The sequence below is a fragment of the Candidatus Dadabacteria bacterium genome (assembly GCA_026706695.1).
Taxonomy (GTDB): Bacteria; Desulfobacterota_D; UBA1144; order Nemesobacterales; family Nemesobacteraceae; genus Nemesobacter.
The window spans coordinates 1-26,163 of sequence record JAPOYE010000077.1; the positions used below are offsets into that span (position 1 = coordinate 1).

General features: G+C 52.1%; 30 protein-coding genes. 13 read left to right on the top strand and 17 right to left on the bottom strand.

Annotated features, from left to right (window positions below):
* Positions 1-205 precede the first annotated feature (205 nt).
* Complete coding sequence (locus OXG10_05620; protein ID MCY3826841.1) at positions 206-643, top strand: hypothetical protein; 438 nt, start codon at positions 206-208, stop codon at positions 641-643.
* A gap of 135 nt (positions 644-778) precedes the next feature.
* Positions 779-949, top strand: coding sequence for a hypothetical protein (locus OXG10_05625; protein ID MCY3826842.1), 171 nt, complete (start codon positions 779-781; stop codon positions 947-949).
* Positions 950-1,430: 481 nt separating this feature from the next.
* Here OXG10_05625 and OXG10_05630 read toward each other — a convergent pair whose 3' ends face one another.
* The gene (locus OXG10_05630; GenBank protein MCY3826843.1) at positions 1,431-1,883 is read right to left on the bottom strand and encodes a hypothetical protein; all 453 of its coding nucleotides are present in this window, start codon (positions 1,881-1,883) and stop codon (positions 1,431-1,433) included.
* 497 nt (positions 1,884-2,380) lie between these two features.
* On the opposite strand from OXG10_05630, the gene OXG10_05635 reads away from it, so the two are divergent.
* The gene (locus OXG10_05635) at positions 2,381-3,043 is read left to right on the top strand and encodes a hypothetical protein (protein MCY3826844.1); all 663 of its coding nucleotides are present in this window, start codon (positions 2,381-2,383) and stop codon (positions 3,041-3,043) included.
* Positions 3,044-3,045: 2 nt separating this feature from the next.
* Positions 3,046-3,957, top strand: coding sequence for a hypothetical protein (locus OXG10_05640; GenBank protein ID MCY3826845.1), 912 nt, complete (start codon positions 3,046-3,048; stop codon positions 3,955-3,957).
* Between the two features lie 521 nt (positions 3,958-4,478).
* On the opposite strand, the gene OXG10_05645 is transcribed toward OXG10_05640, so the two are convergent.
* From OXG10_05645 to OXG10_05705, 13 genes are all read right to left on the bottom strand, one after another.
* On the bottom strand, positions 4,479-5,102 hold the full coding sequence (locus OXG10_05645; protein MCY3826846.1) for a hypothetical protein: 624 nt from the start codon (positions 5,100-5,102) through the stop codon (positions 4,479-4,481).
* Positions 5,069-5,563, bottom strand: coding sequence for a signal peptidase I (gene lepB / locus OXG10_05650; protein MCY3826847.1), 495 nt, complete (start codon positions 5,561-5,563; stop codon positions 5,069-5,071). The genes OXG10_05645 and lepB overlap by 34 nt, the downstream gene beginning before the upstream one ends.
* Positions 5,556-5,909: a TrbI F-type domain-containing protein gene (locus OXG10_05655; GenBank protein ID MCY3826848.1), complete on the bottom strand. Its 354-nt coding sequence runs from the start codon at positions 5,907-5,909 to the stop codon at positions 5,556-5,558. The genes lepB and OXG10_05655 overlap by 8 nt, the downstream gene beginning before the upstream one ends.
* A complete protein-coding gene (gene traC / locus OXG10_05660; protein MCY3826849.1) occupies positions 5,906-8,335 on the bottom strand; it encodes a type IV secretion system protein TraC in 2,430 nt (809 codons plus the stop codon). Before traC ends, OXG10_05655 begins: the two co-directional genes overlap by 4 nt.
* Positions 8,335-8,844: a TraV family lipoprotein gene (locus OXG10_05665; protein MCY3826850.1), complete on the bottom strand. Its 510-nt coding sequence runs from the start codon at positions 8,842-8,844 to the stop codon at positions 8,335-8,337. The genes traC and OXG10_05665 overlap by 1 nt, the downstream gene beginning before the upstream one ends.
* Complete coding sequence (locus OXG10_05670; GenBank protein ID MCY3826851.1) at positions 8,841-9,998, bottom strand: TraB/VirB10 family protein; 1,158 nt, start codon at positions 9,996-9,998, stop codon at positions 8,841-8,843. The genes OXG10_05665 and OXG10_05670 overlap by 4 nt, the downstream gene beginning before the upstream one ends.
* Positions 9,995-10,705, bottom strand: a complete 711-nt coding sequence (locus tag OXG10_05675; GenBank protein ID MCY3826852.1) for a type-F conjugative transfer system secretin TraK — start codon at positions 10,703-10,705, stop codon at positions 9,995-9,997. Before OXG10_05675 ends, OXG10_05670 begins: the two co-directional genes overlap by 4 nt.
* Positions 10,695-11,282 carry a TraE/TraK family type IV conjugative transfer system protein gene (locus OXG10_05680; GenBank protein MCY3826853.1) on the bottom strand — a complete coding sequence of 196 codons (588 nt, stop codon included), beginning with the start codon at positions 11,280-11,282 and terminating at the stop codon, positions 10,695-10,697. Before OXG10_05680 ends, OXG10_05675 begins: the two co-directional genes overlap by 11 nt.
* Positions 11,282-11,548, bottom strand: a complete 267-nt coding sequence (traL, locus tag OXG10_05685) for a type IV conjugative transfer system protein TraL (protein ID MCY3826854.1) — start codon at positions 11,546-11,548, stop codon at positions 11,282-11,284. The genes OXG10_05680 and traL overlap by 1 nt, the downstream gene beginning before the upstream one ends.
* Positions 11,549-11,863, bottom strand: a complete 315-nt coding sequence (gene traA / locus OXG10_05690; protein ID MCY3826855.1) for a TraA family conjugative transfer protein — start codon at positions 11,861-11,863, stop codon at positions 11,549-11,551.
* 67 nt (positions 11,864-11,930) lie between these two features.
* Positions 11,931-12,344 (bottom strand): hypothetical protein, encoded by a 414-nt coding sequence (locus OXG10_05695; GenBank protein ID MCY3826856.1) that lies wholly within the window; start codon positions 12,342-12,344, stop codon positions 11,931-11,933.
* Between the two features lie 65 nt (positions 12,345-12,409).
* Positions 12,410-13,771 (bottom strand): HD domain-containing protein, encoded by a 1,362-nt coding sequence (locus OXG10_05700; protein MCY3826857.1) that lies wholly within the window; start codon positions 13,769-13,771, stop codon positions 12,410-12,412.
* Between the two features lie 23 nt (positions 13,772-13,794).
* The gene (locus tag OXG10_05705) at positions 13,795-15,144 is read right to left on the bottom strand and encodes a TraM recognition domain-containing protein (GenBank protein ID MCY3826858.1); all 1,350 of its coding nucleotides are present in this window, start codon (positions 15,142-15,144) and stop codon (positions 13,795-13,797) included.
* A gap of 201 nt (positions 15,145-15,345) precedes the next feature.
* Between OXG10_05705 and OXG10_05710 the strand changes: the two genes are divergently transcribed.
* From OXG10_05710 to OXG10_05720, 3 genes are all read left to right on the top strand, one after another.
* Complete coding sequence (locus OXG10_05710; GenBank protein ID MCY3826859.1) at positions 15,346-16,014, top strand: hypothetical protein; 669 nt, start codon at positions 15,346-15,348, stop codon at positions 16,012-16,014.
* 284 nt (positions 16,015-16,298) lie between these two features.
* On the top strand, positions 16,299-17,843 hold the full coding sequence (locus OXG10_05715; GenBank protein ID MCY3826860.1) for a hypothetical protein: 1,545 nt from the start codon (positions 16,299-16,301) through the stop codon (positions 17,841-17,843).
* Between the two features lie 438 nt (positions 17,844-18,281).
* Entirely contained in the window at positions 18,282-18,569 is a 288-nt protein-coding gene (locus tag OXG10_05720) for a hypothetical protein (protein ID MCY3826861.1), read from the top strand.
* 317 nt (positions 18,570-18,886) lie between these two features.
* Here the strand turns inward: OXG10_05720 and OXG10_05725 are convergent, their stop codons facing one another.
* A complete protein-coding gene (locus tag OXG10_05725; protein ID MCY3826862.1) occupies positions 18,887-19,423 on the bottom strand; it encodes a hypothetical protein in 537 nt (178 codons plus the stop codon).
* Between the two features lie 305 nt (positions 19,424-19,728).
* Here OXG10_05725 and OXG10_05730 point away from each other — a divergent pair, with 305 nt between their 5' ends.
* The 4 genes from OXG10_05730 (at position 19,729) to OXG10_05745 (ending at position 22,127) form a co-directional block, all read left to right on the top strand.
* The gene (locus tag OXG10_05730; GenBank protein ID MCY3826863.1) at positions 19,729-20,502 is read left to right on the top strand and encodes a hypothetical protein; all 774 of its coding nucleotides are present in this window, start codon (positions 19,729-19,731) and stop codon (positions 20,500-20,502) included.
* A 78-nt stretch (positions 20,503-20,580) separates the two neighbouring features.
* Entirely contained in the window at positions 20,581-21,135 is a 555-nt protein-coding gene (locus OXG10_05735; GenBank protein ID MCY3826864.1) for a hypothetical protein, read from the top strand.
* Positions 21,136-21,274: 139 nt separating this feature from the next.
* Complete coding sequence (locus tag OXG10_05740) at positions 21,275-21,709, top strand: TIR domain-containing protein (GenBank protein MCY3826865.1); 435 nt, start codon at positions 21,275-21,277, stop codon at positions 21,707-21,709.
* A complete protein-coding gene (locus OXG10_05745) occupies positions 21,702-22,127 on the top strand; it encodes a hypothetical protein (GenBank protein ID MCY3826866.1) in 426 nt (141 codons plus the stop codon). Before OXG10_05740 ends, OXG10_05745 begins: the two co-directional genes overlap by 8 nt.
* 119 nt (positions 22,128-22,246) lie before the next feature.
* Here the strand turns inward: OXG10_05745 and OXG10_05750 are convergent, their stop codons facing one another.
* Positions 22,247-22,765: a GIY-YIG nuclease family protein gene (locus OXG10_05750; GenBank protein MCY3826867.1), complete on the bottom strand. Its 519-nt coding sequence runs from the start codon at positions 22,763-22,765 to the stop codon at positions 22,247-22,249.
* On the bottom strand, positions 22,766-23,383 hold the full coding sequence (locus tag OXG10_05755; protein ID MCY3826868.1) for a hypothetical protein: 618 nt from the start codon (positions 23,381-23,383) through the stop codon (positions 22,766-22,768).
* Between the two features lie 378 nt (positions 23,384-23,761).
* On the opposite strand from OXG10_05755, the gene OXG10_05760 reads away from it, so the two are divergent.
* Complete coding sequence (locus OXG10_05760) at positions 23,762-24,604, top strand: DUF4238 domain-containing protein (GenBank protein ID MCY3826869.1); 843 nt, start codon at positions 23,762-23,764, stop codon at positions 24,602-24,604.
* A 97-nt stretch (positions 24,605-24,701) separates the two neighbouring features.
* A complete protein-coding gene (locus OXG10_05765; protein ID MCY3826870.1) occupies positions 24,702-25,442 on the top strand; it encodes a hypothetical protein in 741 nt (246 codons plus the stop codon).
* The last annotated feature ends 721 nt before the right edge of the window (positions 25,443-26,163 follow it).

Genomic DNA, 26,163 nt, shown 5'->3' on the forward strand with positions numbered 1-26,163 from the left:
CTGACAGTCAGATAAAAATTGCTCTTGGGAGAATCGCAACGGCTGTAAAGAAAGAAGGTCAGTACGAACTCTTCTCTGGATGGAAGGATATATGCGAGGTACATATCTTGCTACAGCCGAAGCCCGTATTAACGGCAAAAAAGTCAAAGCGATGAGAAGTGGGATGATACGCCAGAATACTTATCTGTTTGATGTGTCGGAGAAGGTGATAAGGGTACTGGTAGACTTGGAGAACCCATGCCAAAGAAAATCTGAAGAAGGGTTCTATAAAGACTCAACGAAAGGAGGAAAAACAGCAAGGCGGAGTCTCTCACTGCCATGTGAACTAGGAGACATAGAGCACGCCTTCAGCAATCTCCAATCTGACAGATACGAAACCGCATTGTCAGGTTTCGATTATAAGCACAGAATTGCTTATGCGGCACTTTTGGATTACAGAACAAAAGGAGTCTCTCTGATTGATGTGGCTTTTGATGAGTCTTGTATTCCTATAGAAACAAGCTATAAGGACTACATAGATGTAAAGAATTTTTTCGACAAGCTAGAGGGACCGACTGTTAACAAAAGCTTGAAGGGTTTAATGCGAGGAAAGGAAATACTTTCCCGAGCAAAGAAGAAGCACGGTAGCAAGCAAGGAGATTAAAGATATAGAATGAGAAGTGATTTCCCCTTGAGAACAGGGTAATCTATATTTTGTTAGAAAATTGCTACGGAGGGTGAAACGAACAGGGATCTTTTAAAACAAATTTGGTCTATCACCAAGAAACAGGGGCGTGATGTGGGGTTTGTAGGTATTTATAATATGGGAATTGAAGGTTTTTCTGATGAAGAAATTTCCGATCATGTGAAGTATCTACATCAAGAAGGTTTTATTGAAGCCAGAAATGTCCCATCGCTTGATGGTGACAAATGGCACCCAGAAAGAGTTTCAAGAGTCCTTGATATTTAAGCAATAAAGATTATCGAAGTCAAAAGTCGAGTAATCCATATATATCAGTCATGCCAGAAAAAGACGAACTTATAGAACCCATCCCAGTTACCATGGATGAGATCGTAGAGGCGACCTTTGCCGACCATCCTGAACCCAGAGACTCTGGCAAAGAAAAAATTAAAAAAAACTGGGGGGGGGGGGAGATAATCCGCCTTCGCACTCTTTCGACTTTACCCCCGAATCCCCGAAAATCACGATCTAGTGATTAGAGGGATTTACAACACACCGGAACTGACAAATTCAGTTATTTTTGTAAACCCCGAAAAAACCCGTTTTTCTGCCTTTTTTTAAGCGAGTTGTAACTTCTGGCAATCGTTAGAAAATTGGATACTTTGGCTAGTTAAGTATGTTATCCCCGATACGAAAGAACCGATGCCAGCTACGCATAAGTTGAGACATTGCTGAACCGTTGTTACTGTGCGGTATTTTCCACAGGTGCTTAGCGCAGGTCGACCGCTCGCAACTGTTCGGTCACATCCCGCACGCCCTGCATGTCCCAAACGTCATCCCGCAAAAGAAACCTGTGGCTGTTGGTCCATGGCTGGAATCTTACGTTGTCGACGACAACCGCACGCGGGACGAGTGCCGCTCGCAGAACACCGAAGTCCTCTCTAAACAAAACCCCGGCCAGCATGTCGAAGTGATTCCCATCGAGGTCCCGAATGGCCGATAGCTGTCGGGATGTATTATGCTGTGTTAACCGCCGCCCCTTGATCTGGTACCTGGTACCTTCCGAGTCAACTGCGTCCAGATTAGATTTCGAGTTTCCGGCCTGCTCCCAATTGAATGCTCGGCAGAAAAGATATTCTGCCAAATCGCCGACCGGGCTGCATGCGCTTCGCGTGATGCCCCTGTTGCGAAGCTCATTCATGATGCGGGCGTACAAAGCCAAAAGGTCGTATGCGGGCAGTTTTGCAATATCCGTCATCGTTAATTAGGACACTGGTGATGGTTCATTTCGTCTGCCAGAGGTCAGGAAGTCTGAAGTTCGCAGAATTACAGAAGATCATGACGTTAAAGGATTCTACGAAGGGAAATATAAGAACTGTGACCTTGCCTTCTTGGAATATGATAAAGAAAAAGAGACGGATTTGCTAATTTCGTCAGGGATCATTCTTTTACCCCTGTCTTGGAATTCCCACAAAAAAAGCTGTGACCCCTCTTTGTAAGCGTATAGTCCTGGTGTCCTTGCGCTTGACCCAGGGACAGCGGATAGGTATAAATAGGCGTGCCAAGGTGTAGCATTCTTTTCTTGCCTTTCTTTTTTTTGAGGAATTATGGAATTATATTACCATTTAGATGGAGCAAGATCTCGCGGGTTAAGGGGAAACAGGCAGTGGAGCCGAAGGGTCCATGACGTCCGCAAACGGAAATAACGGGGATGTGAGGTTGTCGGGGATTTCTGTTGTTATAGTTGCAAATTCCAACAATCCGACAATCCTTAATCAAGACTTTCTGTATCACAATGGAATTGTGCCGAAGGACTGGACCCTGGAAAAAAACATGCCGCCAGTTATGACTCCTGCGGTTTCCCAAATAACTTTCGAGAACGGCTTCAAGGTCATAGCCGAATTGAATCGGATACTTTTTGAGCAATTCACTGTCCCGCTGAAAGAAGAGGATATTGTCTGTGCGGATATAGCGAAACGTTACCTTAGAACGGTCCCGCATGTGCCGTATACCGCCGTTGGTATAAATTTGCATGGTTACAGAACTTATCAGAAACAGGCATCAGAAACGGTTTCAGATCTCTTGATTAAGAAAGGCGGATGGATGAATTTTCGGGAAGCCGCGCCAAGTTTCCAGGTAAAAGCAGTATATGGATACGAGGATAAAACCATAACATTGGACATAGCGGAGAATTTCATCAAAGAAAAAGATGCTAAAGAAGTTCCCGCAGTGGTGTTTAATGCAAACATTCACAGGGATATATCGGATGAAACAAACCAGCAGATGAGAGTCAGCAAGTTAGTGTCTATTCTTGATTCCTGCAACAAGGACATATCAGATTTCTGCCTGCTTACCAAAGAATTCGAATCCAGGGTTTCATAACCATGCCGCTACATACAAAAGAAACAGAAATCCATCCAATCTTTCTGTTTGATGCTTCATCCGATTTTCCAAGCGGGCGAGGTTCCTCGGTTGATCACAAATTGGGTGAAAATTACTTGAACCTGGCCAAGAGCAGAGTTGTTTATTCATTGACCGTGCATCGCCAGTTTGATGCTCGTGCCATCGCTCCCGCTGAGGATATCTTTTTGAAAACAAAGAACATTCTCAGGACTAATGTAACCGAAAGTTTTCAAGGCCCTGCTGAGAACGTGGCTACATGGAAATCGCTTATGCCGGGAACATATGACGAACCAAGTGCCCGCAATCATCGAATCGTTCTTCTTACTGAACTGAACCAAGCTCCCCTTATTAAACATGGACCAATTGATATTGAACACGGACCAACGGACAAAACGCATGGAGGATGGATATCATCTTTTGAAGACATGTTCGATAGACCGATTGCCGCTTCCGTTGATCAGGCGGAAGTTGCGCATGCCGGGCTTCGTGAAATAAATGAGGAAATCCAGGAAGAACAATATGTATCCGACAAGCCTTTCACCTCCGCTGAGCTAAACGCTGTCCTTGCCGACCTTCAGGAAGTTGCTGATGAGGCGCGCGAAGAGGGATTCCCTGTTCCATCCCGTATAGCGATGGCAAATTCTGAACAGCTGATTAAAAATCTTTACGAGATTTCACCTGGTCGCTATGGAGTGTATCCTACGCAAGACGGCGAAATTGCCATTGATATTTTCAACGGGAAAGGAAGTTCGATCATTCTGTTGTGTGATTCAGCCGGGGGGACTCTATGTTTGGTCAACATAGATGGTAATCGTCGCCGCGCTCATTATTCCAGAGCAAATGCGCTTCCCGATGGTTTTATACGGGAAGCCCTAGCCGAACTGAAACTGTAGGTTCTGGTGATAAGACCTTGGTTGTTCCTTTCGACATTCCAGGTAAAGAAAATCTTGGACGTATTGTATTATCAAGCGGGCACGCCAAATACGCGCGCAAACATAGCGCAAACATAACAGAAACCAAATCAACGCCTTTTTAGAAAAGGAAGGGGAAAAGGCCATTTCGGTCGACCGACTCGATGTTGCTCCGTCGCAAGACGTACTTGTTGCTAATGGCGAAAAAGTAGCAGCCGCCCGCGGTGGAAACCGGACTTTTTACGGCTGGGCGGTGATTAAAGCTGAAAAAGCAAGGGCTAACGCGAGGAAGGTTATATCTAGCCCACGGCCAGACAATCCCTATCATGCAGATATAATTCTGCCTGATGCTGCGGTTAAAGATCTGGAAGAGCAGAAAGGGCATGCCCAGGAACTTGCGGACAATTCAACTTGGCGCGAACGTCCATAGCATGGGTTTTGCTTAATACTCTTACACTTATGAGATTGCGAGATTAATATTTGAACTTGCGCTTTTTTCGCAACTATTTCAGGACCATCTCCCGCACTCTGAATTTTTTTCCCTCTTGCGTTACAAGCGATGGCACTTTTTCAACCTGAAGTTTTTTGAGCACGAAAGGACTTGCCTTGTATACTGGCAGGCTCGCAAGCGAGGAAGCTCTTCGGATATCACCGTCGGTGAGCAGCAGAATTAGTTTTTCACCTCTTTTGTCCGTTTTCTCGAGAGCTCTTTTCACCTGATCCTCTCTAAGCACCAGGATGCTTTTTGAAAGCGGTACGTGATCAAGCGGGTTTACGATGCCTGCGGGGAAAATCATTTTCCCCGTATGGTCGTAGAGCGGATTCCGTACTTTCACCGAGGGGTCGACGTAACGCACCCGCTCTTCCGTGGCTGAAGGGACCTTAAGAGAAACCAAAAAGTGCCGCGCGTAGGATTCCTCGAGTTTTCTCTCCATGCTTTCCCGAAGCTCCCGCATGTCGATTTCCCCCGCCTTTCTCCTGACATAGGAAAGCATGTCCTCTTCCTTAATCTCGTAAAGTTTTCCGTGAACCCCGAGATCTTTCTCCAAGGCCCGGCCCAGTGCCGGGGAGAACTGGATAAGAAAAACCGAGGCTAGAACAAGGGAAACCCACGCCCGACTATCCATGATTTTCTGACGAACCCCCAGTATCTTGAGTCATAGCTTCTCTCTCCTTCTCCCAGAACGAAGTAGCTGCCGGCGGGGATCACCCCGTCAAACCGGAAGCTTGAGACGACCACTCCGTTTGAATCATGCCCGCTCGCGACGGCCACTCTCTCGCCGTTTAAGTAGAACTCTCTTCCTTGCGTGCGAAGCGTATCGCCCGGGCAGCCGACGAACCTCTTTGCGAAAACCGCCCCGTAATCCCAGTAGGGGTTGCGGACGTTAAGGCGAAAAAGCCCTATGCTTCGGGGCCCGCAGGAAATCTCCCCGCCCCGCACCGTGAGAAACGCCCGGTGGGGAAGCGACCCCGATAGGTTAAATGAAAGACGAAGCCCCGAGAGATATGCTCCCGCGAGCAAAGCAAGGACCAGGAGAACCGAGGCGGCCGCGCGCGCTCCAAGGCAGACACGCAAAAACTCACTCATTTTCCTCTCCCCGAATGGAAATCTCCTCGAGTATCTCACCGGTTATGTCGCGCCCGCCCCCGAGGACCGACTTCGCGTCAAGCACGAGATACCCCTCTTTTTCATAATCGGCAAGAACCTCCCCGAAGCGTATGAAAAACCGCCCGACCCGCTCCTCTGCCTCCTCGCGCGAGAGCTCCCCGCGAAGCACCCTCGAGAATATCCTTTTTTTCTCCTCCGAGATCACTGCCTCAAGGTCTATGAAAACCACCTTTTCATCCCCCTTGACATCGGCGCAGGAGAAAACCCCGAGCACGACCAGGATCGCAAGCACGGCCAGCGGAACCGAAACCCTAGTTTTTCTCATTTCTTCCCCCTCGAGATATCGACGCACCGCTCTATCGCCTCGTGCACTTCCATTCCCTCAGAGATGAAGCCGTTTAGAAGGGAGACATCGTCCGGGTTAGTGGTGTAGGTCCAGTAGGAAAAAGGATCCACAACCAGCCGCCCGAGGCCCATGCCTCGCTCGCTGTTGTATATGAACACCTCGGAGAACTCCCCGGGGCGCGTTGAGAGCGTCGAGACGAGCTCCCCGAAGTAGTCCCCGAGAAGAAGCTTCCCTCCCCTTTTTATCTCCTCGACGCTTTCCCCCTTCTGGCGGAGCATGAACATCCAGGCCGAGTTCTCAAGCACCGACTCCCCGAGGTCTCCCGCCCTGTAGAAGTCAAGCAGGCTCTGGGTTACGGAGACGAAGGCGCCGTTATACTTCCTAGCCCTGCGGTAGCCGTGCGCTATGAACTCGCCCGAGAATCCCCCGCCGAGAAGGTCCCACGCCTCGTCTATTATCGCGAGCTTTCGCCGCTCGCGGCTCCCGAGGTACATCTCCCTTTCTATGTGCCAGATGATCATGAGCACCACGACGGTCTGAAGCTCGGGCTTTGACTTGAGCTCCTCAAGCTCGAGCACGTTTAGGTCCCTCTCAAACGAGAGGTTTGACGGCCCCTCGAAAAACCGCCCGTACTGCCCGCGGGAGGAGTAGGCGTAGAGCATGTGGGCGAGGTCCTCCGACCGCCGCTGCGGGTCGGAGATTCCCGAGAGCGCCTCCACAACGTCGTCTATCCGCGCCTCGGGACCGCGCCGCTCCCAGGCTTTCTTTATCGCTTCCTCGAGAAGAGATTTCCCGAGGTCCCCTATTTTCTCGGAGGGAGAGGCCATCTGGGCGAAAAGGGGCTTAAGCAGCTCCATGTCCTCGTCTATGTCCGTTATGCGGGAGAAGGGGTTAAGCGAGATCCCGCTTTTCTCGTCAAACACCACGAACTCCCCGTCCACAAGGCCGCAGAGCTTTTCGTAGGAGCGTCCTATGTCTATCACGAACACCCGCGCCCCCTGGGAGAGATACCCGGTGATCATGTCCGAGGTAAGAAAGGACTTTCCCGAGCCCGACTGCGCGAACACCGCGCAGTTGTAGTTGGAAGCCGAGCTGAAAAGATCAAGCTTCATTATCTGCCCTCTCCTCGATATGAAGGTAAGCGGCCCGGAGCCGCTCCCCTTCCAGTCTGACATCACGGGAACGATGGAGGCCCCCGCGGAGCTCTGCATGGTCGAGTTCCGCCGAAGAAGCCTCGCGAGGGCGGGCTCCCCGCCTAGCGGGAGGCTTTCGAGCAGAAGGGGGAGCACTATGTATTTCTCCTCGCGAAGATCGAAGTTCCGCGCTCTCCATATTCCCGTCGCCATCTCCTTTACCCTCTCCGCCTCCTCTCCGCTTCCGGTCCGGAGAAAGAGGCTTAGCGACCCCGTGACCAGCCCCTCGTCCTCAAGTGCGTTAACCAGAAAATCGAAGTTCTCGGCCTTTCTCCTGAGCCTCGGTATGAATCTCGTCACGAGCCCGAAGCTCTGCTGCTTCACCATGACTGCCTTGGTCTTCACTTCCGAGGCTTTTTTTCTCTCCGGGATTACGAACCCAGCCTGAAGGAAAAAGTACGCGGGCACCTGCGAGAGCCCCCGCAGCGGGTCTCCCAGCAGCTCATGGAACTCATCAAGGGAGAAGTGCTCGGGCATGGATGCGGGGGAGTATCCCCTAAGGCGCGCGTCCCCGAGCGAAATCTCTCCCGCCCGCACCTCTATTGCCGTCTCGCGGTCTATTATCTGGCTTCTTATCTCCCTGTCCGGGTCATAAGGGCCGCCTCCCGGGCGCCCGAGGTAGTAAGAGTCGTCGTACCAGCGCCCGTCGGGGTTAAGCGCCTCGCGGAGAATGAGGATTAACTGCGCCGGGGGGAGGTCGCGGGGGTAGAGCTGCGCTGAGCTCAGGACCCCGGCCACGTTAGCCCCGAGCTTGCGGGCGCCCTCCGTGTGCTTCTCCCACGCCGTCTCCGCGTCCTTCTTTGCGGAGTCGGGGGGAATCCTGATCGACACCAGAAAGCGGAAATCCCTCGCGGGAACCCCGACCCTCTCCCGCATACCGAGGGTGTAAAGCCGTTTTCTCTCGGCTGCGATCTCCCGGCAGATTTTGCCCTGCACCTCCCCCTCCTCGGGGAAAAACGGGGATATGACTTCGGAGGCGAACACATGGAACTTAACCGACGTCCCGGGCGGAAGCACGCGGTCCCCGAGCATTCCGCCCAGGATCCTTTTCGTGTCCTCCCCGGCGAAAAGAAGAGGGTTTATCTCCCACACGAAGCCGCACGACATGTCCGCCAGTACGTACATCCCGTCCTCCCATGCCACATAGGGAAGATACAGGGAAAGCGAATCCCTCGCGGCAAGATCCTGCAGTCGGTCCCTCGACACGCCCATCAGGGAGCCCCCTCCGCTCCAAGAAGCCGTATTTCCCGTGGGTAACCTTCCCGGGATTCGCCCAGCGGAACCGTCTTTCCCCCGATCATCCACCGCCCCCTGCCCGAGATCACGTACACGTATTTGCCCGAGTGAAAGACGCCCCGGGCGTCCTGCCACGGGGCTATGAAGAGCCGTATCGTGCGCGGGGGAACATAGACGGGCATCGCTTTTTCGGGCTGCGTGACTTTTCTGCCTCCCGCCCGCCTGCGCGGATTTTTTCCCGCGCGGAAGATTTCGCCTTTAAGAAACCTTCTCTCCTCGGCCGCACGCGCGCTTTTTTCGTTCTTAAGAGATTTAAGGAAGGGCTGCTCCCCGCTTTTTCGGCCCGAAGCCGCCTCGGCGTAAACCTCCGAGACGCTTTTGCACGAGTAGCCCGATTCAGCCGGGCAGCCGTAGCGCGACGATCCGCCTGCGCAGGCCAAAAGAAGCGTGGAGAGAAGCAGAGAAGCCAGGGCGAATTTTCTCATCCCTCTTTTTCCCTCCCGGCGTAAGCGGTTTTTCTCGGAACGAGCTCCGTTCCCTCGGTTATGATCACGTCCACCCGGCGTCCCGCGTCTATCTCTATTACCGGAAACACCTCCTCGGCAAGCTCGAGGTAATATTCGGCAAGAAGCCTTCCGGCTTCCCCGGCTCCCCCGCCGATTCCTGTTTTAACGAGGTCCCTTGAACTCCTTGAACTCACGGTAAACGTTCCCCCCGCGACCACTCCGGCGGTCGAATTCGAACTCTCAACGGCCCCGCCGAATCCCGAGGCGAACCCGGCCAGGATTCCGCGCGAAAGCATCTTTCCCTGTTTCGAAACGAGCCTTCCGCGGATCCCCGTCTTTCCGTCCTCCCCGGCAACGTATCCCTTTATCCTGGTGTCTATCACGTCCCCCGAGCGAAGCACGCAGGCTATCCTCTCAAGCCTTACGTACGCCCTCTCGCTTGCAAGCTGTCCGTAGCCCGCTCCCGTAACGTGGCAGCGTGCTATGTCCATACGCCGCAGTCCGGGCAGGCGGGAAGGTTCCGCAAGATGTATCAGCACTGGGTGGGGGTTCCGCGCGGCGGCGGTTGCTGTGGGGGCGTCAAGGCCGCTTAGTAGCACCCCAGCAACGAAGCTTCCTGAGGGAATCCAGTTAAGCAGGGCGGGCTCCGTGGCCGGCCCCTCGGCCGGGGCGCCCCCGAGGGGGGAGAAAACCCGTATCGGGCTTTGCGTCTTCGGGGGCTCGGGCGGCGGGACTGCCGCACCCGGCAGGGGCGAAGCGGGAGGGAAGCCCGTTTCGGGTGAGGTCACATCTCCGGTCGGCGGAGGTGGGTAGGGATATGGTTCGGAAGGTTCTTTCTCAAGCTCTCCAAGCGCTTCTGAGATGGCCTCCAGGTTCTTTTTTATCTCTCTCTGCTCGGTCTCTATCATCCCGAGACGCTTTTCCCCCTCTATGCGCCATTTCTCCCGGGCGAGGTCCACCCCACGCAGGATCTTTATGCTTCCCCGCGGCTTTTTCTCGCCCAGCAGCCCCTTGTCCTCCCCGCCGAGCAGCAGAAGGAAGAGGGCTACGACGGCAAGCCCGGACAGCACGGCTGCCGCGGCAAGCGTCTGGCGTTTTCTTTCGGCGTAGATTTTCCGGATCTTCCCGATCATCGCCGAGGCTCCTTTTTCGTGACCACGAAAACCCTTCCGGACTCCCCCGGCGCAAGTTCGCTGCGCTCCATGCCGACGGCCACGGTTCCCGGGCCGTCAAGGAACATGCTCTCGGTGAGCGCGGTGGTTTCGGAACCGGAGTTTCTGACAACGTAGAGCGAGGCGAAAAAAGGGGGTGACGCCATCTCCGCGCGGTGTGCGAGGAGAAGCGAACCGGAGAGCCTTTGCTCCTTTCCTGAAATTTCCTCGGCCGGGGGGTCCTCCGAGGCGAGGGAGACAACGAGGTCCGTTATGGCTCTTTCGTAGGGAAGGGGTTCCGCGGCTCCCGTCGCTTCCTTGGCCGGGTCTTGGGAGGGCGCGTCCCCGTCCCTCATTATGACGGTTCGCGAAGGTCCCTCCTCGGGCGAGAGCAGCAGGGTCAGCCTTCTTTTTTCAGTCAGGATTATGAGTTCCGCCGGGTCTTCGGTTCTCACAAGTGCCGAGCGGCCGATTATCTTTACGTCAATCGACCCGCTTGAGCTAAAGGCGTTTATTATGGTTTCGGGAAGTTCGATCCTGTTTGCGTCGGTGCGCGATATGCCGAGCGATATCGGTTCTTCCTCGCGGGTTTCGCCGAGATCTATCGTGAGGGCGGCCGCGGCGGTGTTGAGTGCAAAGAACGCCGCGGCGAAGACCGTGAGGACGCGCAAGCGGAGATCAGTGTTCACCTGTGCCTTGCCCCCCTTCGTTTTCGATAAGTTCGGTTACGAGCGGGCGGTTTAGAGCCCCGAGCTCGAAACGGACCCTGTAGACAACCTCCCTCTGGTCGGTCACCACGTTTCCGACCACTCTGGTGCGCCGTCCGCTCACCGCCACGACCGCCCCTTCCTCCTCGACGGCCACTGTTTTCGGGAAAAACGCCTGGGCGACCCCGCTTGTTTTTATCTCCTTTGATTTTTCAAGCAGGAATCCCGAAATGGGGTCGTAGCTCTCGGGGTGGACGTAGAGCAGGAACTGCCTTACGTTAAAATCCACGGTTTCCGCGGTGAAGGACGCCACGAAGGGAAGGAGGCTCAGCGCCCACTGCTCTGTGTAGGTGAGGGAAGCCGTCCCCGCCGCGCTGATCGTAAAGCCCTTTTGCATGTACTCGGGCACGTGGACGTGCACGGTCGTGCGCTCTGAGAGTTTTTTCATGTGGCAGCCCTGAAGCACGACCGTTACGCAGAGCGCGCCCACGGCGAAGCGGAGAAGCCCGTTTTCCCGGGCGAGGTTAAGCCATCTCTCGCGGAAGGTACGTATCAGCATCACTCAAAGAACCTCTCCCTGTGGCTCTCGGGCCTTATCCCCGAGAGGCCGTACCAGTAGGCAAGGTGAACAAGAAAGGCGCTTCCCCTCCCGGACTTAAGCCGCTCGAGCAGCCAGGAGAGGACTAGGCCCGCGAGCAGCCCTCCGAGCGTCTGGCCCCCCAGGGCCCCGATTACGAACGCTCCGCTGAAAAGTGCCACCTCGTCAATCTCCCACCAGAATATCTGGGGAGGGTCGTCTATGTACCTGGGGATTCTCGTTCTCATCTAGAACGTCCCCGTGGCTATTCCCTCTATGAGCGCCGGGCCGAGAGAGACCACCAGAGCCACCCCTATTCCCATGAGCGCCGGGAAAAGAGTCTGGCGCATGATGGACGCCCCGAGCCCCACTATGAAAGTGCAGAGCGCGAGCAGCCGCCCGAGATAGCCGGTCGACCATCCCTTCACCTTGGTGTATATGCCCTGGAACTCCGTGCCCGTGGTTCCCCCGAGCGCCCACTCCGGGCAGAGGAGCGCGAGGGCTAGGGCCGCGAGAAAAAGGGCTGCCGCCGCGGGGGCGGAAATTCCTGCGGATGTTCTCATATGGTTATCCTCCTTTGAGATTGCTTGCGTGCGTGAGAATGCGGCACATGTCTTTTTTCATGTTACGTCACTTAAGGCGGGAGTGCGCCCTCCCGCCGTTTCCCGCCCCTACCGGGACGCCTCGCCCCCCCGGGTCCTCGGCGCCCCATACGTCGACGACCGAGCGGAACCACCGCTTCGAAATGGGTCTCTCGGGGAGCATTTCCGCGCTCAGGTCTATTATCATCTCCGCGATTTCCTCCGGGGTGCGGCCCTCCCTCTCCGCGTTTTCGCTAAGCAGGGAGTAGTGTTTCCCGGAGATGGACACCGCGCCCTCTTCGGGTTCCTCTCCCCCGTTGTTGCATATGTAGTCCATCTCTATCAGCATCTCGAGATACTCTCCCGGCGACAGTCTTCTCTTCCGGCTCTCCGCCTCAAGCTGCCGGTACGCGTTTTTCGCGATAACCACCGCGACGGTTTTTTCACAGTTTTTGTTTTTCATGGCTTATTCTCCTGTTAAGTATGTTTTTGGCTTATCCAAAGACACATACCGCCGCTTGAGTTTATTCATTTCTTCTTCCCCCGCGCAAGACACGGCGAAACCGAAGTTATCCGGCGAAGCCGCGCGCCCTTTCTTTTCTCGAGTTCCGAGAGCCCCGCACCGAAGGCCTCCGCGAAAACCGGTATCCAGAATCCGCCCCTGGTGACCTTCTTTCCCTCGTAGGCGTAGTTCCAGAACGAGGCGTAGTACCTCTCGCCCACGCCTTCCCCCACCCAGCCGCGGGACTTAAGGGAGTTTGTGACGAGAAGCTTCGCGCGAAGCTCCGCGGCCCTTGAGGAATCAAAGAACCTCATGTCCGCTACGTTCTCTTTTTCCATGTGCTCCCGCACGCCGTCAAAGAGGTAGTGGGGACAGACGTAGACGACTCCGTTTGTCGAGGAGATGGCGCGGGCGAAGGGTTTTTTTTCGAGCGCCTCCACGTTTATCGCGGGCCCGACGTGGTCGTTGAGTATCCGGGGGATGTCGCGTATGAGCCACTCGGGAGGCTCTGTGTCCACTTCGTCCGCGCTTACGTGCATGCGAGGGTTCTTTCTTTCGCCCGAGAATTCCTCCTCCCGCGCCGCTGTATCCGCCTTTTTGAGACACCTGAGCAGCGGGTCGGGGCCGCTTGTCGCCCTGTGATGGTTCCGGACGGCGTCGATTACGGAGCGAAGCGCAAGCGCCGCGTCCTCTCCCCCGCATTCGGTGGCCCACGCGCCGAGCGCTCGCGCGGACGCCGCCGCGTGGTCGTCCTTTACGTAGCGCCCGTCCCCGCCGGGGCGCAGGTGCCCCATTTTTCCGACGTCATGGGCGAGGGCGGCTATCATGTGCTTTCCGTAAAGGAGCCTTTCCGTGTGTGTGGAGTCGTGTATTTCCCCCATGCGCCGCGCGACGCGGAGCGAATGGTCAAGCAGTGTTACCCGCGAGAACCTTTTCGCCGTCGGGGCGAAGGCGCTTTTTCCGTCCCCCGCGACGACGCTCGAGCAGAGGCCGTGGCGGTCAAGCTCAAGGAGTATTCTTTCTATTAGTGCGAGTTCCCCGCGATGCTCAAAGAGACGGCTGTGGGGTTCTATCTCCTCTTCCCAGAAAGTGCGGGTAAGAGGGTGGGTGAAGGAAGGAGCGAATGCGGCCCGGGAATCCGAGAGCACCGGGATATCCGCGTCGCTCCGGAGCCAGAGGCTCTCGGCGAGGGTCTCTATGGTGCGGGGTTCCCCCCGTGCCCGGGCGCGTTCTTTTCCCTCTTTCGTCGTAAACTTCACTTCGCGGGAACCGTCGTCCCTTTTTCTTCTCGTCGCGAGCGCGAAAAGCGCGGCGCCGAGCGCCGTGCAGAGAAGCGAAAAAAGGACCGCCGCCTCCCAGCTCACCGCCACCTGCGGTAGGTATTTCATTTCCGCTCTCCTTTTCTTTCTCATCAGCTTTTTATCTCCGGGAACCGTATTTCCTCGCACGGCGCCACGTCAAGCGTCCTGCCCCTGTATATGCCGTCGAAGGTGAAGGCGAAAAACTCCCTTCTCGGAAGCCTCATGAAGCTCTCGGGCGGCACCCTGTTCTCCTCCATTTCCTGGACGCTTAGGCCCCCGCCGAGGCTCATTATCGGGGAGAACCTTTTTCTCGTCCCCGCGAGGCGGGACGCCCACGCGGCCGTGTCGGGGTCGTTTACGCGGAAAACGACCTTGGTGTTCGTGTTGTCGAGGATTTTTCCCGCGTACGCCGGGCCGAGCTCGGCCACGAGGTCCTGGCGGCTCTGGGTCAGCATGTGCAGCCACACCCCGGCCCCTCCCGCCTTGTTGAAAAGATCGTCTATCCCGAAGTAAAGGACGTTTGACGCCTCGTCGGCGTAAACGGCGAGGGGAGGGTCGATCCTGCGGTGAGACGCAAGAACCCTGCCGACGAAGCTCTGCACCATCGAGAGCAGAACGCGCGCCATTATGTGGGCCGTTTTCCTGGTGAGAAGGGAGCCCGTCTGAACGACGAGTATCACCCTCTCTCCCGCCTCGAGACGCTCGACGAAGCGGTTCGCGGTGTCCTTTCCGATGATCTCTCCCACGGAGCCCGAGGAAAGCGACGTTATCACGGTGCGGAGGCTCGAGGAAACCTTTGAGAAGTAGTCCTGCGGCGAGGATAGTATCTGGTCGAGGTTCGTGAGGAGCTCCTCGGCCTCGGGCCCCTCTATCTCGGCTATCTGGGCGCGGAGACCCTCAAGCTCCCTGTAGCCCATGTTCTCCTTTATTTTCCTGAACGTGAATACGGGCCTCTCCCCGAGGGATTTCGCGATCAGGATGAGTCCCTGCACCACCACGAGCGTCACCTCGTAGGCTATGTTGAAGTAGAACTCCTCGCGGACCCGCACCCCCGAGACCACGTGGTTGACGATCTCCTCGGGCATGAAGTAGTGCGACAGGGGATCCATCCTGACCGAGTAGCGGGGATGCACGGGGGAGAAGAAAATAAGATCGTCCTCCCTTCCGGCTTCCCTCGCCACGGTCACTATCTTCGAGAAGATGGCGTTATCCCCCTTGGGGTCTATCCAGAGGACGCTTCGCCCGGCCTTTATGTCCTGCTCTATCATGGCTTCGGCGAGGCGGGTCTTTCCGCTTCGCGTGGCGCCCATGGTGAATACGTGACCCTCGCGGTCTGCGTCGGGAATCGTTATCGGCGCGGGTTTCGCCTCGGCCTGCGCGTCAAGCGCCGTGCCCTCCCCTATGGCGCACCCCGCGGGCGCGGGGATGTCCCTCGGTTTCCTTGCGCGAAGTCCGATCAAGAGGCTTTTCTCCTTGTTTTTCCTGCCGGCATCTTTATTCTTTTTCTGTCCATTTTTTGATATCTGAAATACAATGTATTACAATCAAGAGAAAATGTCTATAACTTTTTCAAAAAATTTATCGGGGACGGGGAATCCGGCGGCTTGCGGGAGCGGGAGAATGTCCGGCCTTTCCCGCCCTGTGTATGAAGGAGAAGGCCTGTGAGCGAGGGGCGGGGAGGTTTCGTTCACGTGTCGCCTTCGCCCCACGCGTCTCCCCGCAACATCATAGACGCGATATCGGAGATACAGCAGTACCACATAATAGAGCGCACGGGGCAGGACATACCTTCTGATTTCCTCACGATGAGGGGAATGCTCACTTTTTTCATGGTGGGTTTCAGGAGCGGTTTCTGGGAGGGGGCGTTCCTGGGGCTTCTTCTTCCGCTCGGGTGGGGAGTGTGGGAGGAGGTGATCCCGGCCTTCGGGGGGACGGCGGATCTTTTCGGGAAGTGCCTTGTCTTTCTTTTCGGGTGCGGGATAAGCCTCATGATGACGGTGGTGCTCGGGGGGATACTCGCCGGGTACTACGGGGGAAACCTGACGAGAAAGGCGATTAACTCGCTTGTGTGGGGCCGGACGGCGAGCTTAGTGGCGAAGGGGCTTATTGTGTTCTGCGTGTTTAACCTGCTCGTGTTTATCCTCAGTCCTGGGAACGTGTATTTTGTCTGCGAGGCGCTTTCAAGTGTTGTCGGGGACCCGGCCTCTCTTTACCGGGGGATAATGGAAATGAAGGAGCCTCTTCGGAAAAGCGCCTCAACGCAGCTTTACCTCTCCCCGGTTCTGAGCCTCGTACCCTTCGTCACGCTCAGGCTTTTCGGGCGGGGGTGAGCGGGGCGGGTCGGTCGGTTGCGTGCGCGCTTCGTTTCCGCGCGGTTTTGGGTTTTGCGCTGCGGAGCGACGGGGAAATTTCCTCTTGACATGAACGCGCTTCTGGTTTAGTGTTAAGGGAGTATTAAGGAGAAGTGTGATTTTCCGTTAAGGGAAAAAATGCTTGAAGTTGGATTGTTTTTGTAGTAAACTTGGAGTTAGTTTGATTTTGCCTTGAGGGATTCGGGTTTTTACGTCCCTTAACGCTTATTATGGAAACATAAATTTACAGGAGGTAAGGAGAGATGATTCAAGCCAGATGGCTTATAATATTTTTTGCCGTTCTCGGCATGTCGGTTCCGTCATTCGCGATTGACTGGTCGCTAGGCGGATTTCCGAGTTACCTGAGGACGAGAGCGCGCGTCATTGACAACGCCACTTTGTTAAATGATGAGAGGATTAGTGTTGTTGATACGACGCTCAGAATTACCCCGCAACTGGGATTGAGTGACGCGGTTACCGTGCGTGCCCAAGTTGACGTGGCAAGCAACATGATATGGGGCGGAGCGACCAGCCACTTCTTTGGTGGTACTCTTCTTGAAGATGACAGCGTTGTGCTGTCTGACCTCAGGCCGAGCGACCGTTTTAACGGTGCTATCCTGACGGGGCCTAAGGCGATAGATGATGATTACGGGTTTTTTACCGTGCGCATGCTTCACGCCGACATAGTTCTTCCAAACAATCTAGGTTTCGTGAGGATAGGACGCCAGCCTTTTGACTGGGGTCTTGGAATTCTCGCAAACGGCGGACACGATCCTCATTCAGACCTTGGTTTCGTGGTTGACAGGGCTCTCTGGCTGAAGTCATTCCCGGCCGGAGCCGGAACCTTCACCTTAGTTCTCGTGTCTGACGTATTCAACAACGGTAACACTTTGTTTGGCGGGGATAATGGAAGCGGTTCAGGTTACGACATACTTGCCGCAGCGGGTATTTACAACCAGCAGATGGGAGATGTAAACGTGACCATAGGTGCTTACGGATTCCCGTACCTGCACCAGCAAAATATCTTCAGCGATGCATTTGATGGGGCATTGGGTCATAACTGGGATGTAGACCGCACTTCGCTTTACTCCGGTCTTCTTGTTCTTAAGGCAGCCAGTTGGAGCTTCACATACGAGGTACAGATGTTTGGAGGAGGGGAGCTTGAACTTGGCAATATACCTGGTGTAGCTGATCTTTCAGGGACATCTTGGGACTTTGAATATGCCTTCGATATGGCTGCCCGCCTAGAGCTTATGCCCTCAATGATGGCACAGGTAAGCACGATAGGTCTTGAAGCCGGTTGGGCACAGGGTGATGACGGTGGTACTCCGGAAATTGAAGGTAATGCCCTTCCGTTCAGCCCAGCCTATAACGTAGACAACCTCCTCTTCAAGCATGTCATTCCGACTATTTACAACATAGAGGGAAGCGTAATAAACGCGATTTATGCCAAGCTGTATGCGAACATGCAGCTTTCCGATAATCTCGGATTTACCCCTCAGGTTCTTATAGCCTGGAATGATGAGACGAATGCAACTTCCGCTTTTGACAGTGGAGCCTTTGGTTCAGGTCTTCCAGCTACTGAAGTTGATGAGTATCTCGGAACCGAGATTGAAGGAACGCTTTCCTGGACGCTTCATCCGGGCGTAAACCTTGACTTCATCGGAAGCATGGTGCTTGCCGGAGACGGTCTTAAGGATCTGCAGGAGGCTCACGCAGCTGCTAATGGTGTCACTGCCACAGCCGAGGACACGATCTGGGCATTTCAGACAAGGCTGATGGTTTACATCGACCAATTCGCGAAATAAGAACAAAACCAAAATAAAAGCTAACAAAGCTTGAATGAAGCGGGCTCCCTCACAAAGGTTGCCCGCTTTTTTCATTGCCCTTTTGATGGTGAGGGAGCGGGGTTTTCAGTTGAGGAGTGGTGCGGTGTGGCGGAATTTTCAGTAGCGAAAAATCTGGCCAGAATTCAAATGGTATCATGACATACGAATCTTATCCTTGGAAAAGAGAGTTGATGTGAGATGCTGATATGAGAGAGACATTAAAACTGGTGAGATAGTCACCATTTTGCTAGAGTAATATGCACTCGATTAAGGTGCTCTTGGTATTCTTACCTCAATCAAATAGAATCTAGGGAAACCGAGAAGCGCAGGAAGAGATGGCGATTCTAAGGTGAAGATGATGGAAGACGACAATAAAAACTCTCTATTGAGGAGATCTTCGAGATCAGGTGTAAAAAAATGAAAGAACAGGTGGAGCGCGATCTTCTTGCTCTGCTTGAAGCATACAGAGGACGGAGAGAATCCATCCCTTTTGAAATTTTCTGCAGCTGGATGAATGTCAGCCCCGATGATTTCAAAAACCTCCCACCCCCAACAAGGAAACAACTGAATCAAATACAAAAAATGCTGCTTGAGGTAGCTTTGAACGAGAGCAACGAAGAAGATTGTCTTGAGGCTAAGGAGCTACTAGGGAAGTACCTGCAGACTGAAAAGCGACTCTACGAAAAGGGCAGTGGTTCCCACTAAGCCGTGAAATACTTGGATGGACCCCACCGCGTCCAAAGTTATGTGACCACGGGATGATCCGCGCCATCTCCCCAGCCGATCCAGTTGAGAGCATCGGTGGAGAATCCTTGATTCCATACGCGTGTCTTGCCGTGATCTAGGAACGGAAAACACTTGGAGAACTGATCAAGGAAATATGGAAGAGGTATCGAAATGGACTGACAGCACATATACCTTTAGAGCATTACTTGCATTGTAAAGCCAAGAAGGATCCAAACTTGACGTGGGCTGCGTATACCAAGGGAACTCTATCAGGTCAATTTTCGCTTTATCTATATTCAAGTTTTGTCTGTTTTTCCCGAGATGCCTTGCGTATTGCCGCTGTTGGCAGGATCTGTTGGGGGTTTCTGAATGCTAGACCGGTTAGCAAAGTAGAAGGCTACAACAGCGACGCTGAGAGTAGTGAAAGTGTCGAGCACCGAGTCGAATTCTTCTTTTTCTAAGCAGTGATGACCAAAAAGGAGAAAATTGATCATGGATCCTATGATAACAAGAGCCACCATGCCTCGTATCGAACCGCTGGGCAGCCCCAAACCTCTGACATTTTCTTTGGTGCTCTTGCATCTGGAGTTAAGTGGCAAAACAAGAAGCACTATTATCAGCAGTACTAGTTCCGCTATTCCTGTGTGAATTATAGAATCCTTGCAAGTCTCCGGATTTACTCTGGATTTCTCAGGCTTTTCCGTTTTGACAGATTCAGTGGGTTTCGTGTCTTGGGCCTGTATCGTTTCTGCTCCTACTGCGAGGACGGCAAAAGCCGTCAGGATAACGAAAAAAACCAATAGGGATTTATAGATTGTCGTATGAAGTCTCATGGATTTTTGCCTCCTGTTTGAAATAGTCCGCTACGGACGCCAGAGAGATAGTTTTCTCCAGGTTGGTCGTATATACGTGTCAGTGCATCTTCCAGTTCAGATGGATCCTTGAAAATTTTCGTGTTTTAGCCTGTTCTTTCTGCAATGACAATTCCCTTGCTCGGAACCGGATCAATAAGTTGGGAAAATCGTAAAAATAAATGGCATTTTATCTCACGGCCCCTTGAAATTTTTTCTCCAGTGCACACTTTGAATAGTGTTATGAACTCTATTATACACAATATGTTGGGTTGAGAATGAGGAAGATGAAGCGAATAGAGAAAAAAGATAGGGTGGGGAATAATTCCATCAAGTCTCGGCAGGTCAAATATGTTGCGGCTCTTCGTTGTGGATTTATTCTCGTTTTCGTATGCGTTATCTTAAGTGGTTGTTCTCATTGGCGGCTCTGGAGAACAGCAAATCAGTTCAATGGCTTTGAGAGTTTTGAGAAGAATTTTGAACTAAAAATTGCTTTTGTGTTTAAAAATCCAAAACTGCAGGCAAAAGATGTTTCTTGGCTTATGATGCATTCCCCACCTGACGAGAAAGTCTCACAATCTCAAGACTCAGAACTATGGAATTATACTTTCAATAAAAAGTGCGTAAGAACAAAAAGTAAAAACTTTGATATTGTTCTCGGCATGAAAATGAAATCGGGCAAGCTGCACGAGGTAATTTTCCCGAAAAATTTTACTAGGTACCTGACTGCTGAAATATTGGAGGAAATAATGAATTCAACAGGAAATGATGGAAACGGATTCGGCAGTATTAAGCCTATTAGCTTTAGGTCTTATATTCCCACATCTACCGAAGCAATCAGCGTTTTAGGTTCTCCAAGCCATAGAGAAAATAGCACGGAAGGTGAAGTTTTCACCTACATTTACAGTCTGACAAAAAGAAATCCGAAAGGAGATTGTGTGTTCTTTAAAGCAACGCTAATATTCAATAAACAAACTAAAGAGCTTGAAAAGCTCATTTTTAAACATCCGCGTAAACCTAAAGAAGAGATGGTTTGGAATTTCAATTCCAAACCACGGTAAATTCAAACCCCAAATTGCAATAACGGTGTTTAGGGTCGGTGTCGCTGATTTGAGCTTTTCGGGGATCAAACATTCTTGATGGACATGTTTGATCCCTGGATTAAATTTGTTATGACGGGGAGTTGGAGGAATCTGTTTCCAAAGAGATCGGAATCATGGAAAATGACAGGAGGTAAAATGGAAATGAATCAAGCTTATGAGCAGGTAAAATCCACCCAGCAGGTAGAGCGTGTAAAGGCAGAAATTGCTAAAGGCACGGAACTGATGATTCTGTTGAAAAATCCCAGTGTCTGCATTAAAAATTTAAACATTGCGAAAGACGACTACAGAATCCATATATCCTTTTCCGTATCAAGGATTGGAGTGCTTACTAACATGCCCGGTAATAGTGAATTCATTGCGGCCCTGGAGACGATGGATGAAAACAAATCCAAGCTAATGAGTTACTTGGACAAATTATCGGTATTTCCTCCTATCTGTATTGAAGACTTAAAGATGTTCCCGGTCGATAATTCTTCTGCTGTGTCTTTTTCCATACCAATAGATAAAATCGGCAGACTTGGAAGGGATATTCGGACTGTCTTGGGTGCTCTGCTCTACTGGGTTCTGGAGACTCCTGCCATAGATATATAGAATTCTGGGGCACACTTCTACAATCTATGCGCAAGGGTTTCCGAAGAGAGAGGGTCTGCTTTTTCTGCCCTGCGCCGTAAACTTGAACAAAGATCATGCATGCGTTGTAAAATGACTCATACTGAAATTAAGACAAACAATGAGCAAACATAGAATACATGTTTTCATAAGTCACTCTTGGTCCTATTCAGATCACTACGAAACGTTGCGTAGATGGATATTCCAAGGAAAATGGCGATTTGGTCAGGCGTCCTTAACGTTCCTCAATTTCTCGGTGCCGAGGGACAACCCTATTCACAAACCGGCTAACGCCAAGGCTTTGAGGGAGGCTATTTACAGAAGGATTGAAAGAAGTCACGTGGTTGTTATCCCACTGGGCATGTACGCCAGCTACAGTCATTGGATTGAAAAGGAGATTCGGGGCGCGAAGCTGAAATCAAAGCCGATTCTGGGAGTCAATCCTTGGGGGCAGCAGCGAAAGTCTTCGGTAGTGGGTGGAGCCGCTCGAAATATTGTTGGTTGGAACAAGAAAAGTATCCTCGGTGGGATATGGGAGTTGTATCACAATGAGTGATGTTGACCGAAAGCTTGAAATTTACAAGGTTTTCGTTTCTACCATTACAGCTAATGAGAACCGTCGACAGCAGGCGTCAGTTGTGTATCTGGGCATGATCGCGGCAATCGTTACAGCGGTTGGAGTTGTTCACAACGACATGCCGCTTCTTTATCCCGCTACGCTGATTTTCCTGATATCGACAATATGGTTTCTGACTATCAAATATTTTCGCAGGTTGGCCAAGGCAAAATTCGCTGTAGTCTCTGAAATGGAAAAAGATATTCCAATCGCCGCTTTTGAAATGGAACGGAAGATATTGAGTGAGAAAAAAAGCTGTCAGATTGATCTGACTCACTTGGAAATGGCGCTTCCTTTTTTCCTTGCTCTGGTTTGTATTGGTTACATGGTTTTTCGTGCGATTTCTGCGCTGTATTAAGCAGCGGCCTTCCATGAACTATCTGCAATTTATAGCTTCGATCATAGATTCCCTTGCTTGGCCAGTCGTGTTCATTTGTTGCGCATTCATTTTTCGATATCCTTCACAGTAAACTACCCCTAGACATCGTTGAATTTATCCACGCATTTGACTAACCGCGTTCCAAGCTCTCTTATATCCTGTAAATGACTGCTCATATGAGAATGTTTCTCGCAATAATCAACAATCGAATTTAAGTCATTCAGCATATCCAGTTCTCTTGTTTTAGCATCCATTTCTTCAGCGAATTTTTCATATCCCAAGTCCCTGAGCGGGGCCTCTGCGTATAAACCTGTTGAATTAAATCCTCCTAAGCTAGCAGTATCCAATGCAGCAATCAGGGCGGTTTCCAACAACCTGATTACCTCTTCTTTGCCTTCGGCGACAACTTCCCATGTGAACGCGTCTTTACCGTATACTCTAAGTGCTTCGTGGAAATACACTCGGCCACGTCCACTCATTGCATCTCTCTCATGCTGACTTCTGCGAACCTTCAAACCACGCTTAGTAATACCTACGTAGTGTTTCCCGCTGTCGTTGTGTGTTGCCACATAACAGATCATTCTACGTTGTTCCACTCCTTTTTTCTGTCTAGTCATCTATATAATCTCCATTTTTTCTATCTCCTTGATTTTTTCCACAAGAGTCCGCAAGTCGCTTTCTATCGAGAGTGCTTGCTTTTTCACCATGGAAAACAGATCAACGGAAGAAAATTCATTGCCGCCTGCCTTGGAGGAACGAAGTTTTTGAAAGTGCCATTTAGAAAGAGAACCACGGTTTATATATGTGAAGACTCCATTGTGGGTTTCCGTAGGGTGGCCCGTGGTTTCGTTTCTGAGCTGTCTTATCCCTTTTAGATCAGTGCTCTGTTTGTAGGAGAATTTCCGGTTTTTGGGATAGCATTTGCGAAGGGTTTTAAACAGGCACTCCACCGCGTCTTGCTGCAGATATAACGCCTGAAGGAGTCCGTAGACATAAAGATATCGCAGCCCTACATCTTCATCCGGGTAATCGGACTTCACGTAACTTCCTATTGCTTGGAGGGTATCGTTTATAACATCAGAAGAACTGCATATGCGGTCCCAGTTGTCTCGGTCCTCGCGCACCTCGCTTCTATATTTCAATTCCTGACTAATAAGGCTTTCAAGCGATCGCCAAAGCTTCCACAAACGCCCGAGGATCGAAAGAATTTCTTTTTGTTTGTCTTCCTCAGTCATATCAAAAAATTGATTGTTGGGAGGATTTTTTCTCTTCTGTGTCTTAATAATCGTAACTGTTCGCAGAAGCCGTGATGAGTGGTTGGGCTGTATAGCACGGCAATCAGGATTGAATTTTCATGTTGTGGAGCAGAGACGGTACCATCTGATTTTTCAGATTTCAATTCTCAGTTCCCAAGGTCAGGGTTTCCAGATCGTTCTCCGTAGTGAATTTTGCGTGCGTGGCTTGTTTTCCTCAAAACATCTTGAAGTTTCTTCGGAAATGCATACTTTGAACAGTATTACAGGGCTGATTATACGCAACAACCTGAGTCAATCGCAGAAGTTTTGATGAAATGAAAGGGACAGTGAATAAAGAGGATGGGGGAGGAATCGCGAATGGGTGACACCTCCGCGGTGGCAAGAGGAAAGAAGAAACGAAGAAACCATTTCGTGCCTAGGATGCTGCTGAAAAATTTCACGGACAAAGACGGGAAGCTTTATTCCTTTGAGAGACGCTCCAAGGAAAAACGTGTTTTTGTAGGAACTCCGGAGGGGATTTACTGGGAGCGTGATCTGTATGTGATTCGCGACGCGGAAGGGAACATGGATGATTCGGCGGAAGATCTGTTCGCTGAGCTTGAGAGAGAAGTTGCGCCTGTGTTTGACGGAATAATAACCGCGGTTCGGGACGTAAAGGAGCCGGTTCTGACTTCGCCTGAGAGATCTGTTCTGGACCGCTACGTCTATTTTCAGTGGGCGCGCGTGCCGGACACTTATGACCATGTTCTTGATCACACATTGGAGAGAGTGTCGTCTGAAGACCCCGAGATTCGGGATCTTTCCCCCAGAGAGCTTTCTGAGTTCAGAAAAAGAGTCAATACGGAAAGTCTCGTCGCCAGCGTAACGGAACCGAGAGACAGGGTACTGTTCTATCTTCGAAACAAGAGTCTTGCTTTTGTCTTGATACGCAGGAAGAACAAGAGCTTCGTTATCGGAAGCAATCCCGTTGTGCGGGTGTTTCCCGAGCGTTTCGAAGAAGCACCCAGGGCTTTTATCGCGATGTGGCTTCCCTTGGCGCACGATGTGGCCGTTGCCTACGGAGAAGGGCAAGGGGGTCTTATAGAATTTCCGCAGGACAGCGAACTTCGCCGGTTCAACGAAGAAGTCTTCAAACAGAGCCAGGGAATTGCCGGGCGTTCCCCCAAGCTGATTGCTTCTATTGCTGGTGTGAAGATATGACGCATCCCGGCCGAGAGTTTTTTGAGTCGCCACTTGAATTCCTAAGTGCATCACCCCTGAAAACAGGGAATTTGACAAGGAGAGAGGAACACATGAGATGAGATACTTCGGCAAATCATGTGGAGATGAGCGACTGCAGTTGCCCGAAGATGTTTGTATACATTGCCGCGAAGTTGTTAACCCAGAAGAAATTACGAGAGAGCACGTTCCTTCCAAGTGTTTGCTGAGGAAGCCTTATCCTGAAAACCTGATTGTGGTAAAAGTCTGCCGGAAATGCAACGCAAGCTTTTCGCGTGACGAGGAGTACCTCTCCGCGCTCTTGGCGGCGGTGCTCTCCGGTTCTACAGACCCCGCTAAGCAGAAGACGCCAAGAGATTCCCGAAGGTTTACGGAACAACCTGCCCTGCGCGCAAGGATCGACAAATCAAAAATAGCGACAAGAACACTTTTCGGGGAGACCGAGACTGTTTTCATGCCCGAGTTGGAGAGAGTGGAAAACGTAGTGCTCAAGAATGCGCGTTGTCACGCGCTGTATGAACTTGACTGTCCCGTATCAATATTTAGCGAACCGGACTACATACGTTGTGTTCCGTTGCGGAGTTTTTCCAGAGAGCAACGCGCCAGATTTGAGGAAGATATCTCAGAATGGGCAGAAGTCGGCACCAGAATGTTCATGCGGCAATGCTACTCGTTTGATCCATCACAGTCTGATATGCTGGGACCATGGGTCGTTGTCCAAGAGGACGTTTACCGGTTTCTAGCCTCAGACAATGGTGACGGTCTACTGGTTCGATCCGTGATTGGAGAATACCTCGCAACTGAGGTATTCTGGAGCTAGTGTGCCGAGCACGAACAGTAGCTTGGAAGTGTGAGTCTTCTATACAACCTGATGGCGGTGAAGTATTAGCGAAGCGCAAGGGCAAAGTTGCGATAGGTGACGAAGGCCCGAACGATGTAAGGGAGTAAGGACGGCGAGCTCATGCAGGCAGAGCGGCAGAAGATCCAGTTGAAACTGGCCTTTGGCAAGAGGAGCGAGGGTGAAGCGCGGAGCGGAGCTTGCAAAGGGACCGAAGTCTGCGTGGCGCGAGTCGATACCGAACGCTCGGCGGTTTTCATCAGCGTAAATCTATCAAACCGCCACGTACGGATCTGTGCGGGGGGTGTGGGGAAACCCGCATTCCTACCGCAACGAGCGCCAAGCAAACTGATGGCTGGGCAACCGGTGGAAGTCCGGTGGAGGTGAGAGGCTAACCACCACACCTTGCCGCGAGCCGTGCGCGGGCACCCGTGAGGGTGCGGGCGAAGCGTCGGCAGCGGTGCGTATGGGCAGGGCGATTGAGCACCGAAAAAGATAGCGTCTGGAGTGCCGAGGCTATTGTACGGGTTGAAGGCAAAACCTGGCGAGCCGCTATGGTAAGGAGAGTCAGGACTCCACGGTGTCTAAGAACCCAAGCACGTACGTACGCCCAACATCGGGACTTGGGAGAGCTTCACTTTGCCCCGGAGTCGTACCGGGGCCGCAGAAGGAAGGAGGTAATCCGAAATGAAGATGTACGAAG